General features: G+C 59.5%; 17 protein-coding genes. 12 read left to right on the forward strand and 5 right to left on the reverse strand.

Annotation, left to right across the window (positions count from 1 at the left end; translation table 11 throughout):
* Window positions 1–29: 29 nt before the first annotated feature.
* A complete protein-coding gene (locus ACR0K1_RS05290) occupies window positions 30–650 on the reverse strand; it encodes a PAS domain-containing protein (RefSeq protein WP_480610948.1) in 621 nt (206 codons plus the stop codon).
* A 299-nt stretch (window positions 651–949) separates the two neighbouring features.
* Here ACR0K1_RS05290 and ACR0K1_RS05295 point away from each other — a divergent pair, with 299 nt between their 5' ends.
* From ACR0K1_RS05295 to ACR0K1_RS05345, 11 genes are all read left to right on the forward strand, one after another.
* On the forward strand, window positions 950–1,840 hold the full coding sequence (locus ACR0K1_RS05295; protein ID WP_480849111.1) for a YicC/YloC family endoribonuclease: 891 nt from the start codon (window positions 950–952) through the stop codon (window positions 1,838–1,840).
* A 17-nt stretch (window positions 1,841–1,857) separates the two neighbouring features.
* Window positions 1,858–2,499, forward strand: coding sequence for a guanylate kinase (gene gmk / locus ACR0K1_RS05300; RefSeq protein ID WP_480849113.1), 642 nt, complete (start codon window positions 1,858–1,860; stop codon window positions 2,497–2,499).
* Window positions 2,496–3,020: a gamma carbonic anhydrase family protein gene (locus tag ACR0K1_RS05305; RefSeq protein WP_480849116.1), complete on the forward strand. Its 525-nt coding sequence runs from the start codon at window positions 2,496–2,498 to the stop codon at window positions 3,018–3,020. Before gmk ends, ACR0K1_RS05305 begins: the two co-directional genes overlap by 4 nt.
* 30 nt (window positions 3,021–3,050) lie before the next feature.
* Window positions 3,051–4,097, forward strand: coding sequence for an ATP-binding protein (locus ACR0K1_RS05310; protein WP_480610938.1), 1,047 nt, complete (start codon window positions 3,051–3,053; stop codon window positions 4,095–4,097).
* 194 nt (window positions 4,098–4,291) lie between these two features.
* Entirely contained in the window at window positions 4,292–5,332 is a 1,041-nt protein-coding gene (locus ACR0K1_RS05315) for a substrate-binding domain-containing protein (RefSeq protein ID WP_480610936.1), read from the forward strand.
* Window positions 5,333–5,423: 91 nt separating this feature from the next.
* Window positions 5,424–6,896 (forward strand): phosphate ABC transporter permease subunit PstC, encoded by a 1,473-nt coding sequence (pstC, locus tag ACR0K1_RS05320; protein WP_480610934.1) that lies wholly within the window; start codon window positions 5,424–5,426, stop codon window positions 6,894–6,896.
* Entirely contained in the window at window positions 6,893–8,224 is a 1,332-nt protein-coding gene (gene pstA / locus ACR0K1_RS05325; protein WP_480849119.1) for a phosphate ABC transporter permease PstA, read from the forward strand. The genes pstC and pstA overlap by 4 nt, the downstream gene beginning before the upstream one ends.
* Window positions 8,225–8,238: 14 nt before the next feature.
* A complete protein-coding gene (gene pstB, locus ACR0K1_RS05330; protein WP_480610930.1) occupies window positions 8,239–9,036 on the forward strand; it encodes a phosphate ABC transporter ATP-binding protein PstB in 798 nt (265 codons plus the stop codon).
* Between the two features lie 16 nt (window positions 9,037–9,052).
* The gene (phoU, locus tag ACR0K1_RS05335; protein WP_480849123.1) at window positions 9,053–9,763 is read left to right on the forward strand and encodes a phosphate signaling complex protein PhoU; all 711 of its coding nucleotides are present in this window, start codon (window positions 9,053–9,055) and stop codon (window positions 9,761–9,763) included.
* A 12-nt stretch (window positions 9,764–9,775) separates the two neighbouring features.
* Window positions 9,776–10,465 (forward strand): phosphate regulon transcriptional regulator PhoB, encoded by a 690-nt coding sequence (gene phoB, locus ACR0K1_RS05340; RefSeq protein WP_480610925.1) that lies wholly within the window; start codon window positions 9,776–9,778, stop codon window positions 10,463–10,465.
* Window positions 10,466–10,662: 197 nt separating this feature from the next.
* Window positions 10,663–11,430, forward strand: a complete 768-nt coding sequence (locus ACR0K1_RS05345) for an SDR family oxidoreductase (RefSeq protein ID WP_480610922.1) — start codon at window positions 10,663–10,665, stop codon at window positions 11,428–11,430.
* On the opposite strand, the gene ACR0K1_RS05350 is transcribed toward ACR0K1_RS05345, so the two are convergent.
* Both ACR0K1_RS05350 and ACR0K1_RS05355 read right to left on the reverse strand, forming a co-directional pair.
* Entirely contained in the window at window positions 11,427–12,296 is an 870-nt protein-coding gene (locus ACR0K1_RS05350; RefSeq protein ID WP_480849126.1) for an acyl-CoA thioesterase, read from the reverse strand. The genes ACR0K1_RS05345 and ACR0K1_RS05350 overlap by 4 nt on opposite strands.
* 48 nt (window positions 12,297–12,344) lie before the next feature.
* Window positions 12,345–13,577, reverse strand: coding sequence for a serine hydrolase domain-containing protein (locus ACR0K1_RS05355; protein WP_480610916.1), 1,233 nt, complete (start codon window positions 13,575–13,577; stop codon window positions 12,345–12,347).
* A gap of 180 nt (window positions 13,578–13,757) precedes the next feature.
* Here ACR0K1_RS05355 and ACR0K1_RS05360 point away from each other — a divergent pair, with 180 nt between their 5' ends.
* Window positions 13,758–14,369, forward strand: coding sequence for a DsbA family protein (locus ACR0K1_RS05360; RefSeq protein WP_480849129.1), 612 nt, complete (start codon window positions 13,758–13,760; stop codon window positions 14,367–14,369).
* A 3-nt stretch (window positions 14,370–14,372) separates the two neighbouring features.
* On the opposite strand, the gene ACR0K1_RS05365 is transcribed toward ACR0K1_RS05360, so the two are convergent.
* Both ACR0K1_RS05365 and ACR0K1_RS05370 read right to left on the reverse strand, forming a co-directional pair.
* Window positions 14,373–15,401: a phosphotransferase family protein gene (locus ACR0K1_RS05365; RefSeq protein ID WP_480849484.1), complete on the reverse strand. Its 1,029-nt coding sequence runs from the start codon at window positions 15,399–15,401 to the stop codon at window positions 14,373–14,375.
* A 5-nt stretch (window positions 15,402–15,406) separates the two neighbouring features.
* Window positions 15,407–16,225 (reverse strand): SDR family NAD(P)-dependent oxidoreductase, encoded by an 819-nt coding sequence (locus ACR0K1_RS05370; RefSeq protein WP_480610911.1) that lies wholly within the window; start codon window positions 16,223–16,225, stop codon window positions 15,407–15,409.
* Window positions 16,226–16,240 lie beyond the last annotated feature (15 nt).

Raw genomic sequence — 16,240 nt, forward strand, 5'->3', positions numbered from 1 at the left:
GAAACGGCGGGCCGATGGCTCGCCGTTTTTTATTCGTCTCGGGAAAAGACCAGCCGCAGGTGGCTGGCGGGGTTTTTGAATTCAGCCTGATCTTCGGCGAAGCCTTCAGCCTCTTGAACGGTCGGTTTTGTGGGGGCCTGAACCTCGGACACGGCCTTGATCCGCGTATCCGCGACGGAAAAGCGGCGCGGCGTGGGGCCGATGGTGCCGTCGCTGACCATAACGCCCAACACCCGGCTGACATCCCCAAGATCGCTTTTCAGCGGCAACAGGATCATGCGTGCCTGCAGACGCGGGCGCCCCATCGCGCCGCCGGACACCAGCCCAAGCTCGGCAATTGCCGGGGCCGCGAAAACCTGTTCCAGCGTGTCCTTGATTGCCGCACGGCCTTCGGGTTCAAAGAATGAGGTCAACGGCATCCCCCGCACCTCCATCCCGGCCAGTTTGTTCATGTGGCTTCCGGCCAATCGGAACCGCGCCAGACCGGGCGCGATGCGTTCCAGTATGAATGTGTATTCCAGTACATTCTCTAATCCACGCGGGTCGATCTGCGACCGCATCGGCACACCGTCACCTGTTAACAGGGCGGACCAATAAGCCTCGGCCTGTCGGATCGGCGAGAGGCTGCGCCCACTGTCAAAGCGATCCATAGCAACGATCTTTCCAAATTATGACCCGGAACCAATCCCGAAAAAGGTTTTCATTTTCATAACCCTAGCATCAACCGATTGCCATTTTAATACAATGCAACACATCGGGTGCATCCATGGCGCAACTGCATGTCCTGTCGCCAGATTGACACGGGTTAAGTCTATTTTGGAGCAATTCCTTAACGAATGGTTAACCACTGCCGAACAATCGCAGTCTCAGCAGAGTCTTGCCCTGCATGGCCCAATAGCATTAGGTGCAGCAAGCGGGCAGCAATACGGCAGAATAAGGAAGGGCAGTCATGATCAAATCCATGACCGGGTTCGCCTCGGGGAAGGGTGAATTCGGGCCGCATAGCTGGACGTGGGAATTGCGCAGCGTGAACGGCAAAGGTCTGGACATGCGCATTCGCGTTCCGGACTGGCTGACCGGGCTCGAGGCCGTCTTGCGCGCGACCCTGTCGAAATCGCTGAGCCGGGGAAACGTCACCCTGTCCATGCGGATCAGCCGCGATGAATCCACGCCCGATCTGGCGCTGAACGAAACCGTGATGACCGCTGCACTGGATGCTCTGGCGCAAACGCAGGACATGGCCGCCGCGCGCGGAATTACGCTTGCGCCGTCGTGTGCGGCTGATCTACTAGCGATGAAAGGCATGATGGAGGCGGGGAATGAGGCCGACGACCCGGCCCCGCTGGTCGCGCATCTGACCAGGGAATTTGCCCCGCTGCTGGCCGCCTTCATCGAGATGCGCGGGACGGAGGGTGAGGCCTTGGCCGGCGTTCTTACGACCCAGTTGGATCAGGTTGCGGCGCTTACCGCGCAGGCGGCTGATCTGGCCGAGAAACGCAAGGACAAGATGGCCGACGCGCTGCGCGAAAACCTCGCCCGCGTGATGGACAACGCGCAGGGGGCCGACCCGGACCGGGTGGCGCAGGAACTGGCGCTGATCGCGGTCAAGGCCGATATCACCGAAGAAATCGACCGCCTGACCGCCCACGTGGCAGCTGCCAGCGACCTGCTGACCCAGAACGGCGCGGTTGGCCGCAAACTGGATTTCCTGATGCAGGAGTTCAATCGCGAGGCCAACACGCTGTGCTCGAAAGCGCAAAGCGCCGAGCTGACCTCGGTTGGGCTGGAACTGAAGGCCGTGATCGACCAGATGCGCGAGCAGGTACAAAACGTTGAATGAACAAGGGAACCAGTGACATGGCGGATCGTCGCGGCCTACTTATCATCCTGTCATCGCCGTCCGGTGCGGGCAAATCCACTCTGGCCCGCCGCTTGATGGCCTGGGACACCGATCTGGAGTTCTCGGTTTCTGCCACAACCCGCGCGCCGCGTCCGGGCGAGGAACATGGCCGCGAATACTTCTTCCTGACGGAAGACGCGTTCAAACAGCAGGTCCGCGATGGGCAAATGTTGGAACATGCCCACGTCTTCGGCAACTTCTACGGCTCGCCTGCCGGTCCGGTGCGCGACTCGATCAACTCGGGGCGCGATGTTCTGTTTGACGTGGACTGGCAGGGCGAGGTGCAGATCCGCAATTCTGATCTGGGCAAACACGCGCTGTCGATCTTCATCCTGCCGCCCTCGATCCCCGAGCTGCGCCGCCGGTTGGAGACGCGCGGGCAGGACAGCGAAGACGTGATCGCCAAGCGCATGCTGAAAAGCTGGGATGAGATCAGCCACTGGGGCTATTACGATTACGTTCTGGTCAATGACGATCTGGATTCCACCGAGGACAAGCTGAAAACCATTGTCAGCGCCGAACGCATGCGCCGCATTCAGCAACCGTCCTTGCAAAACCACGTTCGGCAACTGCAAAACCAATTCGAGGGACTGTCATGACAATTTACGCGCTGGGTGAGCACACACCGCAGATTCACGAGGACACCTGGGTCGCGCCGGATGCCAATCTGATCGGCAAGGTGGTTCTGGAACAGGGCGCGTCCGTCTGGTTTGGCTGCACCATCCGCGCCGATCACGAGGAAATCCGCGTGGGGCAGGGCAGCAATGTGCAGGAAAACTGCGTCATGCATATCGATGCAGGCTATCCGCTGACCATTGGACCGAACTGCACCATCGGCCACAAGGTCATGCTGCACGGCTGCACGATTGGCGAAAACACTCTGATTGGAATGGGGGCCATCGTTCTGAACGGGGCCAGGATCGGCAGGAACTGCCTGATCGGCGCCGGGGCTTTGATCACCGAGGGTAAGGAAATCCCCGACAACTCGCTGGTCATGGGATCGCCCGGCAAGGTCGTTCGCAGCGTGGACGCTGCGATGGCGCAAAACCTGATGCTCAGCGCGCTGCATTATCAGGAAAACATGCGCATGTTTCGCGAAACTATGAAACCCGTGGGATAGGGCGCAGGTATTCATCTTTGAGTAACGAAAATGTCTGACGACCTGCTTGCCGAATTTGTCTCGGCCATTCCGATGCCCGCGCTGATGGTCGATCAGACCGAGCGGATCATTGCCGCCAATATCGATGCCAGGACCCTGCTGGGGCAGAACATTGAAGGCAGGCATTTCGCCACAATCCTCAGGCAGCCTCAGGTCATCGAAGCGATGGAGCAAAGCCTGCGCACAAAGGGCCCGTCCGAGACCCGGCATTTGTCAAACGACGGCGCGCAGGACACGACCTTCGACGTTCAGTTTCGGTACATGGACGGGGTCGGGGCGGTGTCAGGCGGTGCGTCGCTGGCGATCTTTCAGGATGTCACGCATCTTGAGCAGGCCAGCCAGATGCGCCGCGATTTTGTAGCCAATGTCAGCCATGAACTGCGCACACCGCTGACCGCGCTGATGGGGTTCATCGAAACCCTGCGCGGCCCGGCACGCGATGATGTCGCCGCGCAAGAGCGCTTTCTGGGGATCATGGCCGAGGAGGCCAACCGGATGAACCGGCTGGTGGGCGATCTTCTGTCCCTCAGCCGGGTGGAAAGCAAGGAACGCGTCCGCCCCAAAGAACAACTTGAACTGACGGGTCTTCTGCAATCGACCCTGAATTCACTGAAACCCCTGGCCGAGGATGCGGGGGTGGCCTTGTCGCTCAGCGCGCATGAGGGGCCGGTTTCAATAACCGGTGACAGCGATCAGTTGCGGCAGGTGTTCACCAATCTGGTCGAAAACGCGATCAAGTACGGCGGCGGCGGGGGCAGCGTCGCAATGAACGTTATGTACTCGGAACGGGACACCGCCATGCGCGGTCCGGCCGTGCGGGTTCAGATCATCGACAAAGGTCCGGGAATCGATCCCGTGCATCTGCCGCGACTCACCGAGCGATTCTATCGCGCCGACAGCCACCGTTCACGTGAACTGGGCGGAACCGGGCTTGGGCTGGCCATCGTCAAGCATATCGTCAATAGGCACCGCGGGCGTCTGCGTGTTGAGAGCGAGTTGGGCGAAGGTTCGGTTTTTACAGTCATTTTGCCCCTGTGAATGCGGCTATCTTTTCTGGCGCCTCCAGTTCGAAGAATGGTGACCGTCAGTTGACGACAGGAAAACGAAAGTAAATTCGGTCTTGTCATAAAAGCGTTACACACTTGTCACAAAAGGCTTACGCACGACCCCTAGGGGTTCGCCCAGGATCATCATGGGGGTGATCAGAATGTACCTTTTTCAGGGAGACTGAAATGTCCTTTGTAAAACTGTCGGCTTCGGCACTTGCCATCGCTGCCGTATCGGCCACCACAGCTGCTGCTCGTGACAACGTTCAGGTTGCAGGCTCGTCGACTGTGCTGCCATACGCTTCGATCGTCGCAGAACTGTTTGGTGAAAACACCGACTTCCCGACACCGGTTGTAGAATCGGGTGGCTCGTCCGCTGGTCTGAAGCGTTTCTGCGAAGGCGTTGGCGAAAACACCATCGACGTTGCAAACGCGTCGCGCGCGATCCGCGAAAAAGAGATCAAAGCCTGTGCCGAAAACGGCGTGACCGACATCATGGAAGTCCGCATCGGTTATGACGGCATCGTCTTTGCAAGCCAGCAGTCGGGCCCTGCCTTCACTGCGTTCCAGCCTGCTGACATCTACAACGCCATCGGCGCAAAAGTCATGAAAGACGGCGCGCTGGTCGACAACAGCTTCAACAACTGGGCCGAGTTCAACGGCGACCTGCCGGACGTTGAAATCGCCATGTTCATCCCGGGCACCAAGCACGGTACCCGTGAAGTGTTCGAAGACAAGGTTCTGCTGGCCGGTTGTGAATCCACCGGCGCAATGGAAGCCATGATCGCTGGCGGCATGAGCGAAGATGACGCCGAAGACGCATGCCTGGACGTGCGCGCAGACGGCAAGTCGGTCGACATTGACGGTGACTACACCGAAACGCTGGCCCGTATCGACACCAACCCGAACGGCATCGGCGTGTTTGGTCTGGCGTTCTACGAGAACAACACCGACAAGCTGAAAGTGGCCACCATGGGCGGCGTTGCACCGTCGACCGAGACCATCGCGTCGGGTGAATACCCCGTGTCGCGCCCGCTGTTCTTCTACGTCAAGAAAGCACATATCGGCGTGATCCCCGGCCTGAAAGAATACGCTCAGTTCTTCACTGCTGACGAAATCGCAGGCGGTTCCGGCCCTCTGGCCAACTACGGCCTGGTTGCTGATCCTGAACTGGCCAAAACTCAGGACGCCATTGCCAACGAAGAGACAATGGGCTCGGGCAGCTAAGCCTTACGCCGGTCTGACGTTTTTGGGGGCGGCCACGGGTGTCGCCCCCAAGCATCTTTTCCAAATCCAAACCAGGACACGTGGGGGTGTCATGCCGATAATTTGGCTTTTCCTGATCGTCATCGCGATCTCTGCTGTCGGATATGTGCTGGGACGCGCGCGCGCTTTGCAAAGCGCCGGAGGCGACAGCCGCGATCTGCATTCACTGCCTGTCTTTTATGGTGCAAACGTCGCCTTGAAGACCCTTGTCCCTGCCTTGGGTTTGTTGATTGTGTGGTTGCTGGTGCAGCCGCTCTTCGTGAATTCCCGGATATCAGCGATGATCCCCGAAACAGCGGTGGCGGAAGGGTCATCCCTTAGCCTTGTCATGGCCGAGGTGCGCCGGACGGCCAGTGGGCTGGACAACGCCGTCGCTCAAGATCTGCTGAGCGCGAGTGCGGCAGGCGATCCAAATGCCGATATCGCCGAGGTGACCCAATTGCTGAAAGACGCAGGGCAGGTCGTGACCTCGGACATCACTCAACCCGTGCTGCACGCGGCGCAGAGCTACCGGGTCATGAACGCGACCGGGTATGCATTCATGTCAGCGGTTATTCTGCTGGTCGCTTTGATCGGCGCGGCGTTCAGCTGGTGGCAGACCCATTCGGAATACCGCGCCCGCAACGTGGTCGAGCAGGGCGTGCGCGTCCTGTTGCTGGCAGCGGCATCGGTTGCGGTCCTGACCACGGTGGGCATCGTGTTGTCGCTGGTCTTCAACACGTGGGAGTTCTTCAAGCTTTACCCCGCGACCGACTTCTTTTTCGGAACGACCTGGGCCCCCAGCTTTTCTGGCCGGGGTGGCTCGTCCGCGCTGGGGATCATCCCGTTGCTGTGGGGGACGTTCTATATCTCTTTGGTCGCCCTTCTGGTGGCCGTTCCTATCGGCCTGTTGGCCGCAATTTACCTGAGCGAGTATGCCTCGCCGCGGGTGCGCTCTGTCGCCAAACCGCTGCTCGAGGTTCTGGCCGGTATTCCGACCATCGTATACGGCCTGTTCGCCCTGCTGACCGTCGGCCCGCTGCTGCTGGGCGTGTTCGGCGATGACGGGCTGGGCTGGATGAAGGCAGGCACAGCTGTGATGACCGCCGGTCTGGTGATGGGCATCATGCTGATCCCGTTCGTATCCTCGCTGTCCGATGACATCATCAACGCGGTCCCGCAGGCCATGCGCGACGGGTCCTACGGGCTGGGCGCCACGCAGTCCGAGACCATTCGTCAGGTTGTCCTGCCGGCGGCCTTGCCGGGCATTGTCGGTGCGATCCTTCTGGCGGCGTCCCGCGCCATCGGGGAAACCATGATCGTGGTTTTGGGGGCAGGGGCTGCGGCCCGGCTCAGCCTGAACCCGTTCGAAGCCATGACGACCGTTACCGCGAAAATCGTCAGCCAGTTGACCGGCGACGCCGATTTCGCCTCGCCCGAGGCGCTGGTCGCCTTCGCGCTTGGCATGACGCTGTTCGTCGTCACGCTGGGTCTGAACATCTTTGCCCTCTACATCGTGCGTAAGTACCGGGAGCAGTACGAATGACCGACGCAAGCCTGCAAACCCCCGAGTCGGGTCGCCGCTCGGTATCGCTGACCGCCTCAGACGAACGCACGCGCAGACGTGCCAATGCGGAAAAGCGGTTCCGGGCCTATGGCATCACTGCAATCGCAACCGGCCTGTTCTTTCTGGTGGTCCTGTTCGCATCGATCCTGTCGCAGGGCATCCCGGCCTTCACCCGCACGGTCGTGAGTGTTGAGTTCACGCTGACGGAACCGCAGCGCGAAGAAGCCGAAGGGACATTGTTCAAAACGAAAGCCTATTCGGACTTGTTCATTGCCGAATTGAACAAAGAACTGGCCGAAAGCGGCCTGAACGTCGATTTTGACGATGCCGCGATTGAACGGCTGCTGGGCAAGGTCGGCGGCACGATCCGCGAGTTCTACAGCGCAAACCCGGACAAGCTGGGTGAATCTGTGGAGTTTGACCTCGCAGCTTCCAGCCGGGTTGACGGATATTACAAGGGCAGGGTGTCACGAGACACCATTCAGGACAGCCGTTTCCTGCAGAAGAGCGACCTTGATCTGGTGGATGCGCTGAAAGAGGCAGGTATCATCAAACAGGTGTTCAACTGGCCGTTCATCACTGGCGCGGATTCGGGCGTGGACAACCCCGGCGGCGCGGGGATTGGCGCCTCGGTCATCGGGTCGTTCTTCATGATGCTGGTGGTCCTTGGCCTGTCGCTGCCGATCGGTGTCGCCGCTTCGATCTATCTTGAGGAATTCGCGCCGCAGAACCGGTTCACCGACCTGATCGAGGTGAATATCTCGAACCTCGCCGCAGTGCCCTCCATCGTGTTCGGTATCCTTGGTCTGGCCGTGTTCATCCAGTTCATGCACCTGCCGCAATCGGCACCGCTGGTTGGCGGGCTGGTGCTGACCCTGATGACACTGCCGACGATCATCATCTCGACCCGCGCATCGCTCAAGGCGGTTCCGCCGTCGATCCGGGATGCGGCGCTTGGGGTAGGGGCCTCGAAAATGCAGGCCGTGTTCCACCATGTTCTGCCGCTGGCCGCGCCCGGTATCCTGACCGGCACAATCATCGGTCTGGCGCAGGCGCTGGGGGAAACCGCGCCGCTGTTGCTGATCGGCATGGTCGGCTTTGTCGCGCGCGGATACCCGGACGGGTTTCTGGCCGGTTTCACCGAGCCGAACTCGGCCATGCCCGCCCAGATTTACACATGGGCCGCACGGGCGGATGTGGGCTTTTACGAAAAAGCCTGGGGCGGGATCATCATCCTTCTGGTATTCCTGCTGACCATGAACATTATCGCAATCATCCTGCGCCGCCGCTTTGAACGCCGCTGGTAAAGAGGGGCACGAAAATGAACGACATGTCACGAGTGGAGAGAGACGTGGACACCAAGGAAATCAAGCTGGAGTGCCGTGACTGCCAAGTTTACTACGGTGACACCCACGCCATCAAAGACGTCAACGTCGACATCGAAGACAAAACCGTAACGGCCTTCATCGGCCCTTCGGGCTGCGGCAAGTCTACCTTTTTGCGCTGCCTGAACCGGATGAACGACACCATTGACGTGGCCCGGGTTCAGGGCTCGTTCAAACTGGACGGCGAAGATATCTACGACAAGCGCGTCGATCCGGTGCAACTGCGCGCCAAGGTGGGTATGGTGTTCCAGAAACCGAACCCGTTCCCCAAGTCGATCTATGACAACGTTGCCTATGGCCCGCGCATCCACGGTCTTGCCAAGAACAAGGCGGAACTGGATGAGATCGTTGAAAAATCCTTGCGCCGCGGTGCGATCTGGGATGAGGTCAAGGATCGTCTGGATGCTCCGGGCACCGGTCTGTCGGGTGGCCAACAGCAGCGCCTGTGTATTGCCCGCGCCGTAGCGACCGAGCCCGAGGTTCTGCTGATGGACGAACCTTGCTCGGCGCTGGACCCGATTGCGACGGCGCAGGTTGAAGAGCTGATTGATGACCTTCGCAAGCGGTATTCGGTTGTCATCGTGACACACTCGATGCAGCAGGCGGCGCGTGTCAGCCAGAAAACCGCGTTCTTCCATCTGGGCAATCTGGTCGAGTTCGGGGAAACCGGTCAGATCTTCACCAACCCGGTAGACCCGCGCACCGAAAGCTACATTACAGGCCGTATCGGCTGAGCACAGGTATTCAGACATGACCGACACAACCGAACAGCATATTGCATCCGCCTTCGACCGCGATCTCGAAGCTATTCAGGCGCATATCATGAAAATGGGCGGGCTTGTCGAAGCCTCGATCATGGAGGCGGCGCGCTCGCTGGAATCCCGTGACGAAGAGCTCGCACAGGAAGTCCGCAGGAAGGACAAGGCGATTGACGCGCTGGAAGAGTTGATCAACGAGGAAACCGCACGCCTGATCGCGCTCCGTGCGCCCACGGCCGGCGACTTGCGCCTGGTTCTTTCGGTCATGAAAGTGGCGGCCAATCTGGAACGGATCGGTGATTATTCTAAGAATATCGCCAAGCGCACGGCCGTTTTGATCAATGCAGGCGAAATCAACGGCAGCGCCGCCGCCTTGCGCCGAATGGCCCGCGAGGTCGAGGTGATGCTGCGCGACGCCCTGGATGCCTACATCCAACGCGATGCCGAACTGGCAGCCGACGTGATCGAGCGCGATCTGGAAGTCGATCAGATGTATAACGGTCTGTTCCGCGAGTTCCTGACCTTCATGGCCGAAGATCCGCGCAATATTTCGGCCTGCATGCACCTGCATTTCATCGCCAAGAACATCGAACGCATGGGCGATCACGTGACCGCAATTGCCGAGCAGGTGGTCTATCTGGTCACCGGCGAGCGTCCGACCGAGGCCAGACCCAAAGCCGACAACACGTCGCAAACTGTCTAGGAGACGCAGACCATGTCCGCAGATCAGCCGACTGTCTTGGTTGTCGAGGATGAGCACGCGCAGCGCGAGGTGTTGGCCTATAACCTGGAAGCTGAAGGCTTCCGCGTGTCCAAAGCCGCCAACGGCGACGAAGCGCTGCTGCTGGTGGACGAAGACAGCCCGGACATCATCGTGCTTGACTGGATGATGCCCAACCTCAGTGGCATCGAAGTGTGTCGCCGGCTGAAAACCCGCCCGGACACGCGGTCGATCCCGATCATCATGCTGTCCGCGCGGTCGGAAGAGGTCGACAAGGTGCGGGGGCTTGAGACCGGCGCTGACGATTATGTGGTCAAACCGTATTCGGTCATCGAACTGATGGCGCGCGTCCGCACTCAATTGCGCCGCGTTCGCCCGGCGACAGTCGGGCTGCGGCTGGAGTTTGCCGATATCGTTCTGGATTCCGAGACCCACAAGGTCAGCCGCGACAGCAAACCGCTGAAACTCGGACCCACGGAATTTCGGCTGCTGAGTACCTTCATGGAAAAGCCGGGGCGCGTCTGGAGCCGTGAGCAACTGCTGGACCGCGTCTGGGGCCGCGACATCTATGTGGATACGCGAACCGTGGATGTCCATATCGGTCGGCTGCGCAAAGCGCTGACGCAACATGGCGGCGAGGATCCGGTGCGCACGGTACGCGGCGCAGGCTACGCGCTGGGGTGAGAACTGCGGGCAGGGGTTGAAATCACGTGGTTTGTGTTTGTTGGCAGTTGGATAGAGGGTAAATTGCAACCCAGTTTAGAATGTGCCCCTTAGGCGGTCCAATAATCGTATAATAGTAATTATGTTAAAATAATAACTCTGTAATCCCGCATCCAACACCGTACCATGCCCCAAAAAGCCTGTTGTCGGAAGAAAAAATGGAATTGCATGGAAAGACCGTTGTCGTCACCGGCGCTGCCCGAGGAATCGGAAAAGGCCTTGCGCAGGGGTTTGCGCGCGAAGGTGGCGTGGTGGTTTGCTCCGATATTGAAGACGACGGTGCCCGGCTAACCGCCAAGGCCATCGGCGGACACGCCATTCGCTGTGATGTGTCGTCCGAGGCCGACATCTTAGCTTTGATCGATCAGGTCGAAGAACGCATCGCCCCGATTGATCTGTTCTGCGCAAATGCCGGAATCCTGACCTTGGGCGGTCTGGAAGTTCCCGACGACGACTGGGCTCGTATCTGGAACATCAACGTTATGTCCCACATTTGGACCGCGCGGCATCTGGTGCCCCGGATGGTCGCGCGCGGCGGTGGGTATCTTCTGACGACGGCCTCGGCGGCCGGATTGCTGAACCAGCCCGGTGCGGCACCGTATGCCGTGACCAAACATGCCGCCGTTGGATTGGCTGAGTGGCTGGCTTTGACATATGGCCCTCAGGGCCTGCGCGTTTCGGTTCTGTGCCCGCAAGCTGTGCGGTCCGAAATGACGCGCGGGCATGAGAATTCGGTGGCGGCAATCGACGGGATGCTGGAGCCTGAGGACGTCGCGGAAGCTTGCGTTGAGGCCATCCGCGCCGAGCAATTTCTGGTGCTGCCGCACCCGGAGGTTCTGAACTACATGAGGCTGAAAACCGGGGATTATGACCGCTGGATCGCAGGAATGCAGAAACTAAATCAGCAGTTTACAGGAAAAACCTAAGACCGCTTCTGAGCCCGTCGCATCAATCCTTCCTGAGCGACCGACGCAACCAGATCACCGTTTTCCGAATAGATCGACCCTCGGTTAAAGTTCCGTCCCTGCCCCGCCCATGGCGAATCCATCGCGTATAGATGCCACTGGTCGAATTGCACGGGTGAATGAAACCACATGGCGTGGTCGAGACTGACGCCGTTCACCTCGCCCGTATACCAGCTTAGCCCATGAGGGCGCATGCCCGAACTCATCAGACTCTTGTCAGAGGCATAGGCCAGAAGCAGATGTTGCGTTTTGGCATCTGCCGAGGCCGCTGCACCCATGCGGAACCAGATCTGGTTCCGATCATCGGAGACCGCGGGATGGTAAAGGTCCAGATGATCGACCTCTCGCACCTCTATCGGGCGCTCACGCATCAATTCCTCGCGCATTTGCTCGGGAACCCGTTCCAGGTAGCGGTTCCGCAACTCGGTTATGGACGGATAGGTTTCCGGCGGGTTCAGGTCGGGCATCGGATGCTGATGGGACCATCCTTCGTCCTGAATATGGAACGAGGCCGACATGTTCAGGATCTGCTTGCCGTGCTGGATCGCGACCACGCGCCGTGTGGTGAAAGAACCTCCATCCCGCGCCCTATCCACCTGATAAACAACAGGAATACTCGGGTCTCCGGGCCGAATGAAATAGGCGTGCAGCGAATGGCACAGCCGGTCATCCACCGTTCTGTAGGCCGCGGCCAGCGCCTGTGCGATTACGTGACCGCCGAAAATCCGCATCGGTGTTTCACCGCCGGAACCGGTGCCGCGAAACAGGTCGACCTCCAGCCGTTCGACGTTCAAAAGATCAAGCAGAATGCGCTCGGCTTCGGTCATGGTTCGGTCTCCGATGGGGTTTTCAAACGGGTAACTGCCTTTGTCGGATCATTCAACCAATGCAGCCTGAACCAGCGCCTTTAGCTCGGCCCGCGACGGGTATGAGCTTGAGGGTGACAACTGGGTGAAAAACACCGCCGTCAGATCGTTTTCCCAGTCGATCCAGAAAAAGGTCGAGGCCATGCCACCCCAGCTGAAATCCCCGACCGAGCCGGGGACCCGAGCCCTGCCCGGGTCCAGCAGCACCGAGCCGCCGATGCCAAAGCCCACACCCTCCATCGGCTGTTCAGCAAAACTGCTTGGTCCCATGGAGGCAATGTCGCCCGGCAAGTGGTTGCGCATCATGAAGTCCACGATCTTCGGGCCAAGCAGCCGATGACCGTTGCCCATGCCCCGGTTCCGCAGCATTTCCGCAAATTTGGTAAAATCGCCGATCGTGCTGATCAATCCCCCGCCACCGGAGAATGTCGTGGTGCGTTCAAAGGGTGAATCGCCGGGTTGATCCACCAGACGCAGGGTTTCCGAGCCCAGATTGGCGGAACTCAACGCCATCGCGTCGCCGGACAGCGGGGTGTAGAGCGACGCAAACTGGTCCCCTGCCCCGTTTGGCACCCGGAAGGCAGTGTCGTGCATCCCCAGCGGGTCAAAGATGTGTTCGCGGAAATACTGATCCAGCGTCTGGCCCGAGGTGAGCTCGATGACGTAGCCCAGAACGTCCATGCTGACCGAGTATTCCCAGCGGCGGCCCGGCTGAAAGGCCAGCGGTAGCTTCGCTAGGTCGCGTACTCTGTCGCCCAGAAGCCCTTGATCCGGCTTGAATAACAGGTCCTGTTCATCCATCGCGGCCGGCAGAATGCCGGGGTTGAACGGATAGCTGAGGCCACTGGTATGGGTCAGCATCTGGTGCAGGGTTGGCGGGGTTGCATCCTCGGTCTGGTCCAGCGTTTCGGCACCGGGGATCAGCGCATGCACGCCTTTGAATTCAGGGATGAAGTCCGAGACCGGAGCGTCCAGCGTAAAAAGCCCGCGCTCGACCAGCATCATCAGGGCCACGGCGGTTACGGGTTTGGTCATCGAGTAGATGCGCGCCAATGTATCCCGCTCGAACGGCAGATCGTTTTCAATGCCGCGCTGACCGCGAGCGTGAAAAAACACCTCGGACCCGTGTTGTTTCAGCAAAAAGGAACTGCCTGCGTATTTGCGCTGCTCGACATAGCGCTCCATCCACGGGCGGATGCGATCCAGCCGCGCCGGATCGAGTTTTACGTCATTGCCCGACATTTACTGCCCCTGTCCCGATCTTAGTCGCTTGCCCACGCGATCTGACCGCATTTGCAGATATTTCTCAAGAAAATCATTGTTATCGCTGAAACTGTCTTCGGACTGTTAGACTGCCTGTGGTACAGATTCGCAGTTTTCCAGTTCCCAAACATAACCTGACACCCGGCGCGGAGGAACAACATGGCGCAAAGCATAGATTTTGTTTACGATTTTTGCAGCCCCAATGCGTTTCTTGCGTATAAGGCGCTGCCCGATTTGGCCGCGCGGCACAAGGTCGAAATCAACTACGTTCCGGTCCTTCTGCCCATCGTTTTCAAAGCGACCCACAACCAAAACCCGTTCGAGGCGTTTTCAGAAAACCGCAAAAAGACCTCGTACCTGACGCATGATCTGCACCGGTTTGCCCGGCGGCGCGGGATCAGCTTTCACATGAGTCCTCATTTTCCGATGAACACGAAATTCGCAATGCGGGGTGCGTTGTTTGCAATCGGGAAATCATGGGAAACCAATTATATAGACGCGATCTTTGATGCGATCTGGGTGCATGGTCAGAAGGTCGAGGAAATTGGCGTGTTGACAGATATCCTGCACGAGCACGGCCTTCCGGTTCGCAAAATACGCGAGGCTATTGCCAGCGCGGACACCAAACCGAAATTGAAAGAGCAATCCAAAGCCGCCGTTAAACGCGGTGTGTTTGGCGTGCCCAGCATGTTCCTGGGGTCCGAGATGTTCTTTGGCAAAAACAGCCTGGCAAATCTGGAACTTGAACTGTCCACCCCGGCTAAGGCGTGATCATCAACTGCTCAACGCAGCCAGACCGTGCCGGGCAAACACCGGAACATAGGCCCCAAAGGCCTGCGCCCGTTTCGGGTCGGATGCGTTTCCGTCCAATGCCCGTTTGTAGACGCCCTGCAGAATCCCGGCCATGCGGAAGAAGTTGAAGGCCAGATAGAAGCCGAAATTATCGATCCCGGACAGGCCGCGCCGCTGGCAATACTGGGCGACAAAGGCCTGATCGCAGGGCAGCCCCAGAGCGTTGCGATCAATTCCGGCAAGGCCCCGCCCCTCTTTCCCCGGCGGTAGCTGCCACTGCATGATGACGGCGGCCAGATCGGCGTAGGGGTGGCCGATGGTGGACAATTCCCAATCCAGCACGCCGATGCAATTGGTTCCGTCCGGGGCGAACATCAGGTTGTCGATCCGATAATCTCCGTGAACCAGAGTTCTCTGCCCGTCATCAGCGGGGATCGAGCTTTCCAGCGCAGAGATCAGCGCATCCATATCCTCGATCACTGAGGTTTCCGACGCACGATACTGTTTGGTCCAGCGCGAGATCTGGCGTTCGAAATAGCTGCCCGTCGGGCCGTAATCTGCCAGCCCGACCGCGTCGATATCCACCATATGCAACGCGGCCAGAACCCGGTTCATCTCGTCAAAGACGGCAGTTCGGGTCTCATTGCTTTCGCCTTGCATGGTCGGTTCCAGAAAAACCCGGCCCTCCAGACGTTCCATCACGTAAAAGGCCGAACCGATGACGGTTTCGTCCTCGCACAGGACCAGCATCTCGGGCACCGGCACGGGGCTGCCCGCCAACGCGCGCTGTACCCGGAATTCCCGCTCGACCGCGTGGGCTGATTTCAGCAGAACGCCCGGCGGCTTGCGGCGCAGGACGTAGGATTTATCGGGCGTGCGAAGTTCGAAGGTCGGATTGGACTGGCCGATTGCGAATTTGGTGGCCTGCAAAGGGCCCTTGTAGCCGTCCAGATGGGCGCTCAGATAGGCATCGACTGCGGTTAGGTCCAAGGCGGGGGTGTCGCTCATCACGGCGCTCATAAAGCTTCGGCAAAGATATTGCCCGCCGTCACGACATTGATGCCACCGGAAACCGGTATCACCGCGCCGGTCACGTAACTGCCGCCGCGGCCGCACAGGAACAGCATGCACCCGGCGATGTCCTCATCCCGGCCAACGCGTCCCAACGGAACCGACTTTCCGACCTTGGCGCGCGTGCCTTCGTCTTCCGTGGCAAACGCCGTCATGCGCGAAACAAACGGGCCGGGTGCCAGCGCGTTGACGGTGACGTGATACGGGGAAAGCTCTTTCGCCATGATCTTGGTCAGATGCAGTACAGCGGCTTTCGAGGCCGAATAGCTGTAGGCCCCGTCCCCCATCGGCACCTCGCCCATGACCGAGCCGACATTGACCACGCGGGCCGGGTCATCCTCGGTCGCCGAGGCCATCAAAAGGGGAAGCAGCCGCTGTGTCAGCTCAAAAATGCCCGCGACGTTGACGGACATGACCTTATCCCACGCGTCATACGGAAACTGACCGATCGGCGCGCCCCATGAGACACCGGCGTTATTCATAAGAATATCAAGGCGGTCCGTGCGCGTGTTGATTTCCAAGGCCAGCGCCTCGATACCCGCCTCGCTGCTCAAATCCCCGGCAAATCCCTCGGCATTGCCGGGGGCATCCATCGCATTCAACTCGGCGGCAACGGCGGCGCAGGCATCCCCCTTGCGCGACGCGATCAGAACGCGCGCACCAGCCATAACCAGCGCTTCTGCCGCCATGCGTCCGATTCCCGTGGCCCCGCCGGTGACCAAAGCGGTCTTGCCGTGCAGCGAAAACAGCGTTTCTGGCGTCATTGTCTGCTCCTCTGT

This window comes from Ruegeria sp. F5 (assembly GCF_056533845.1).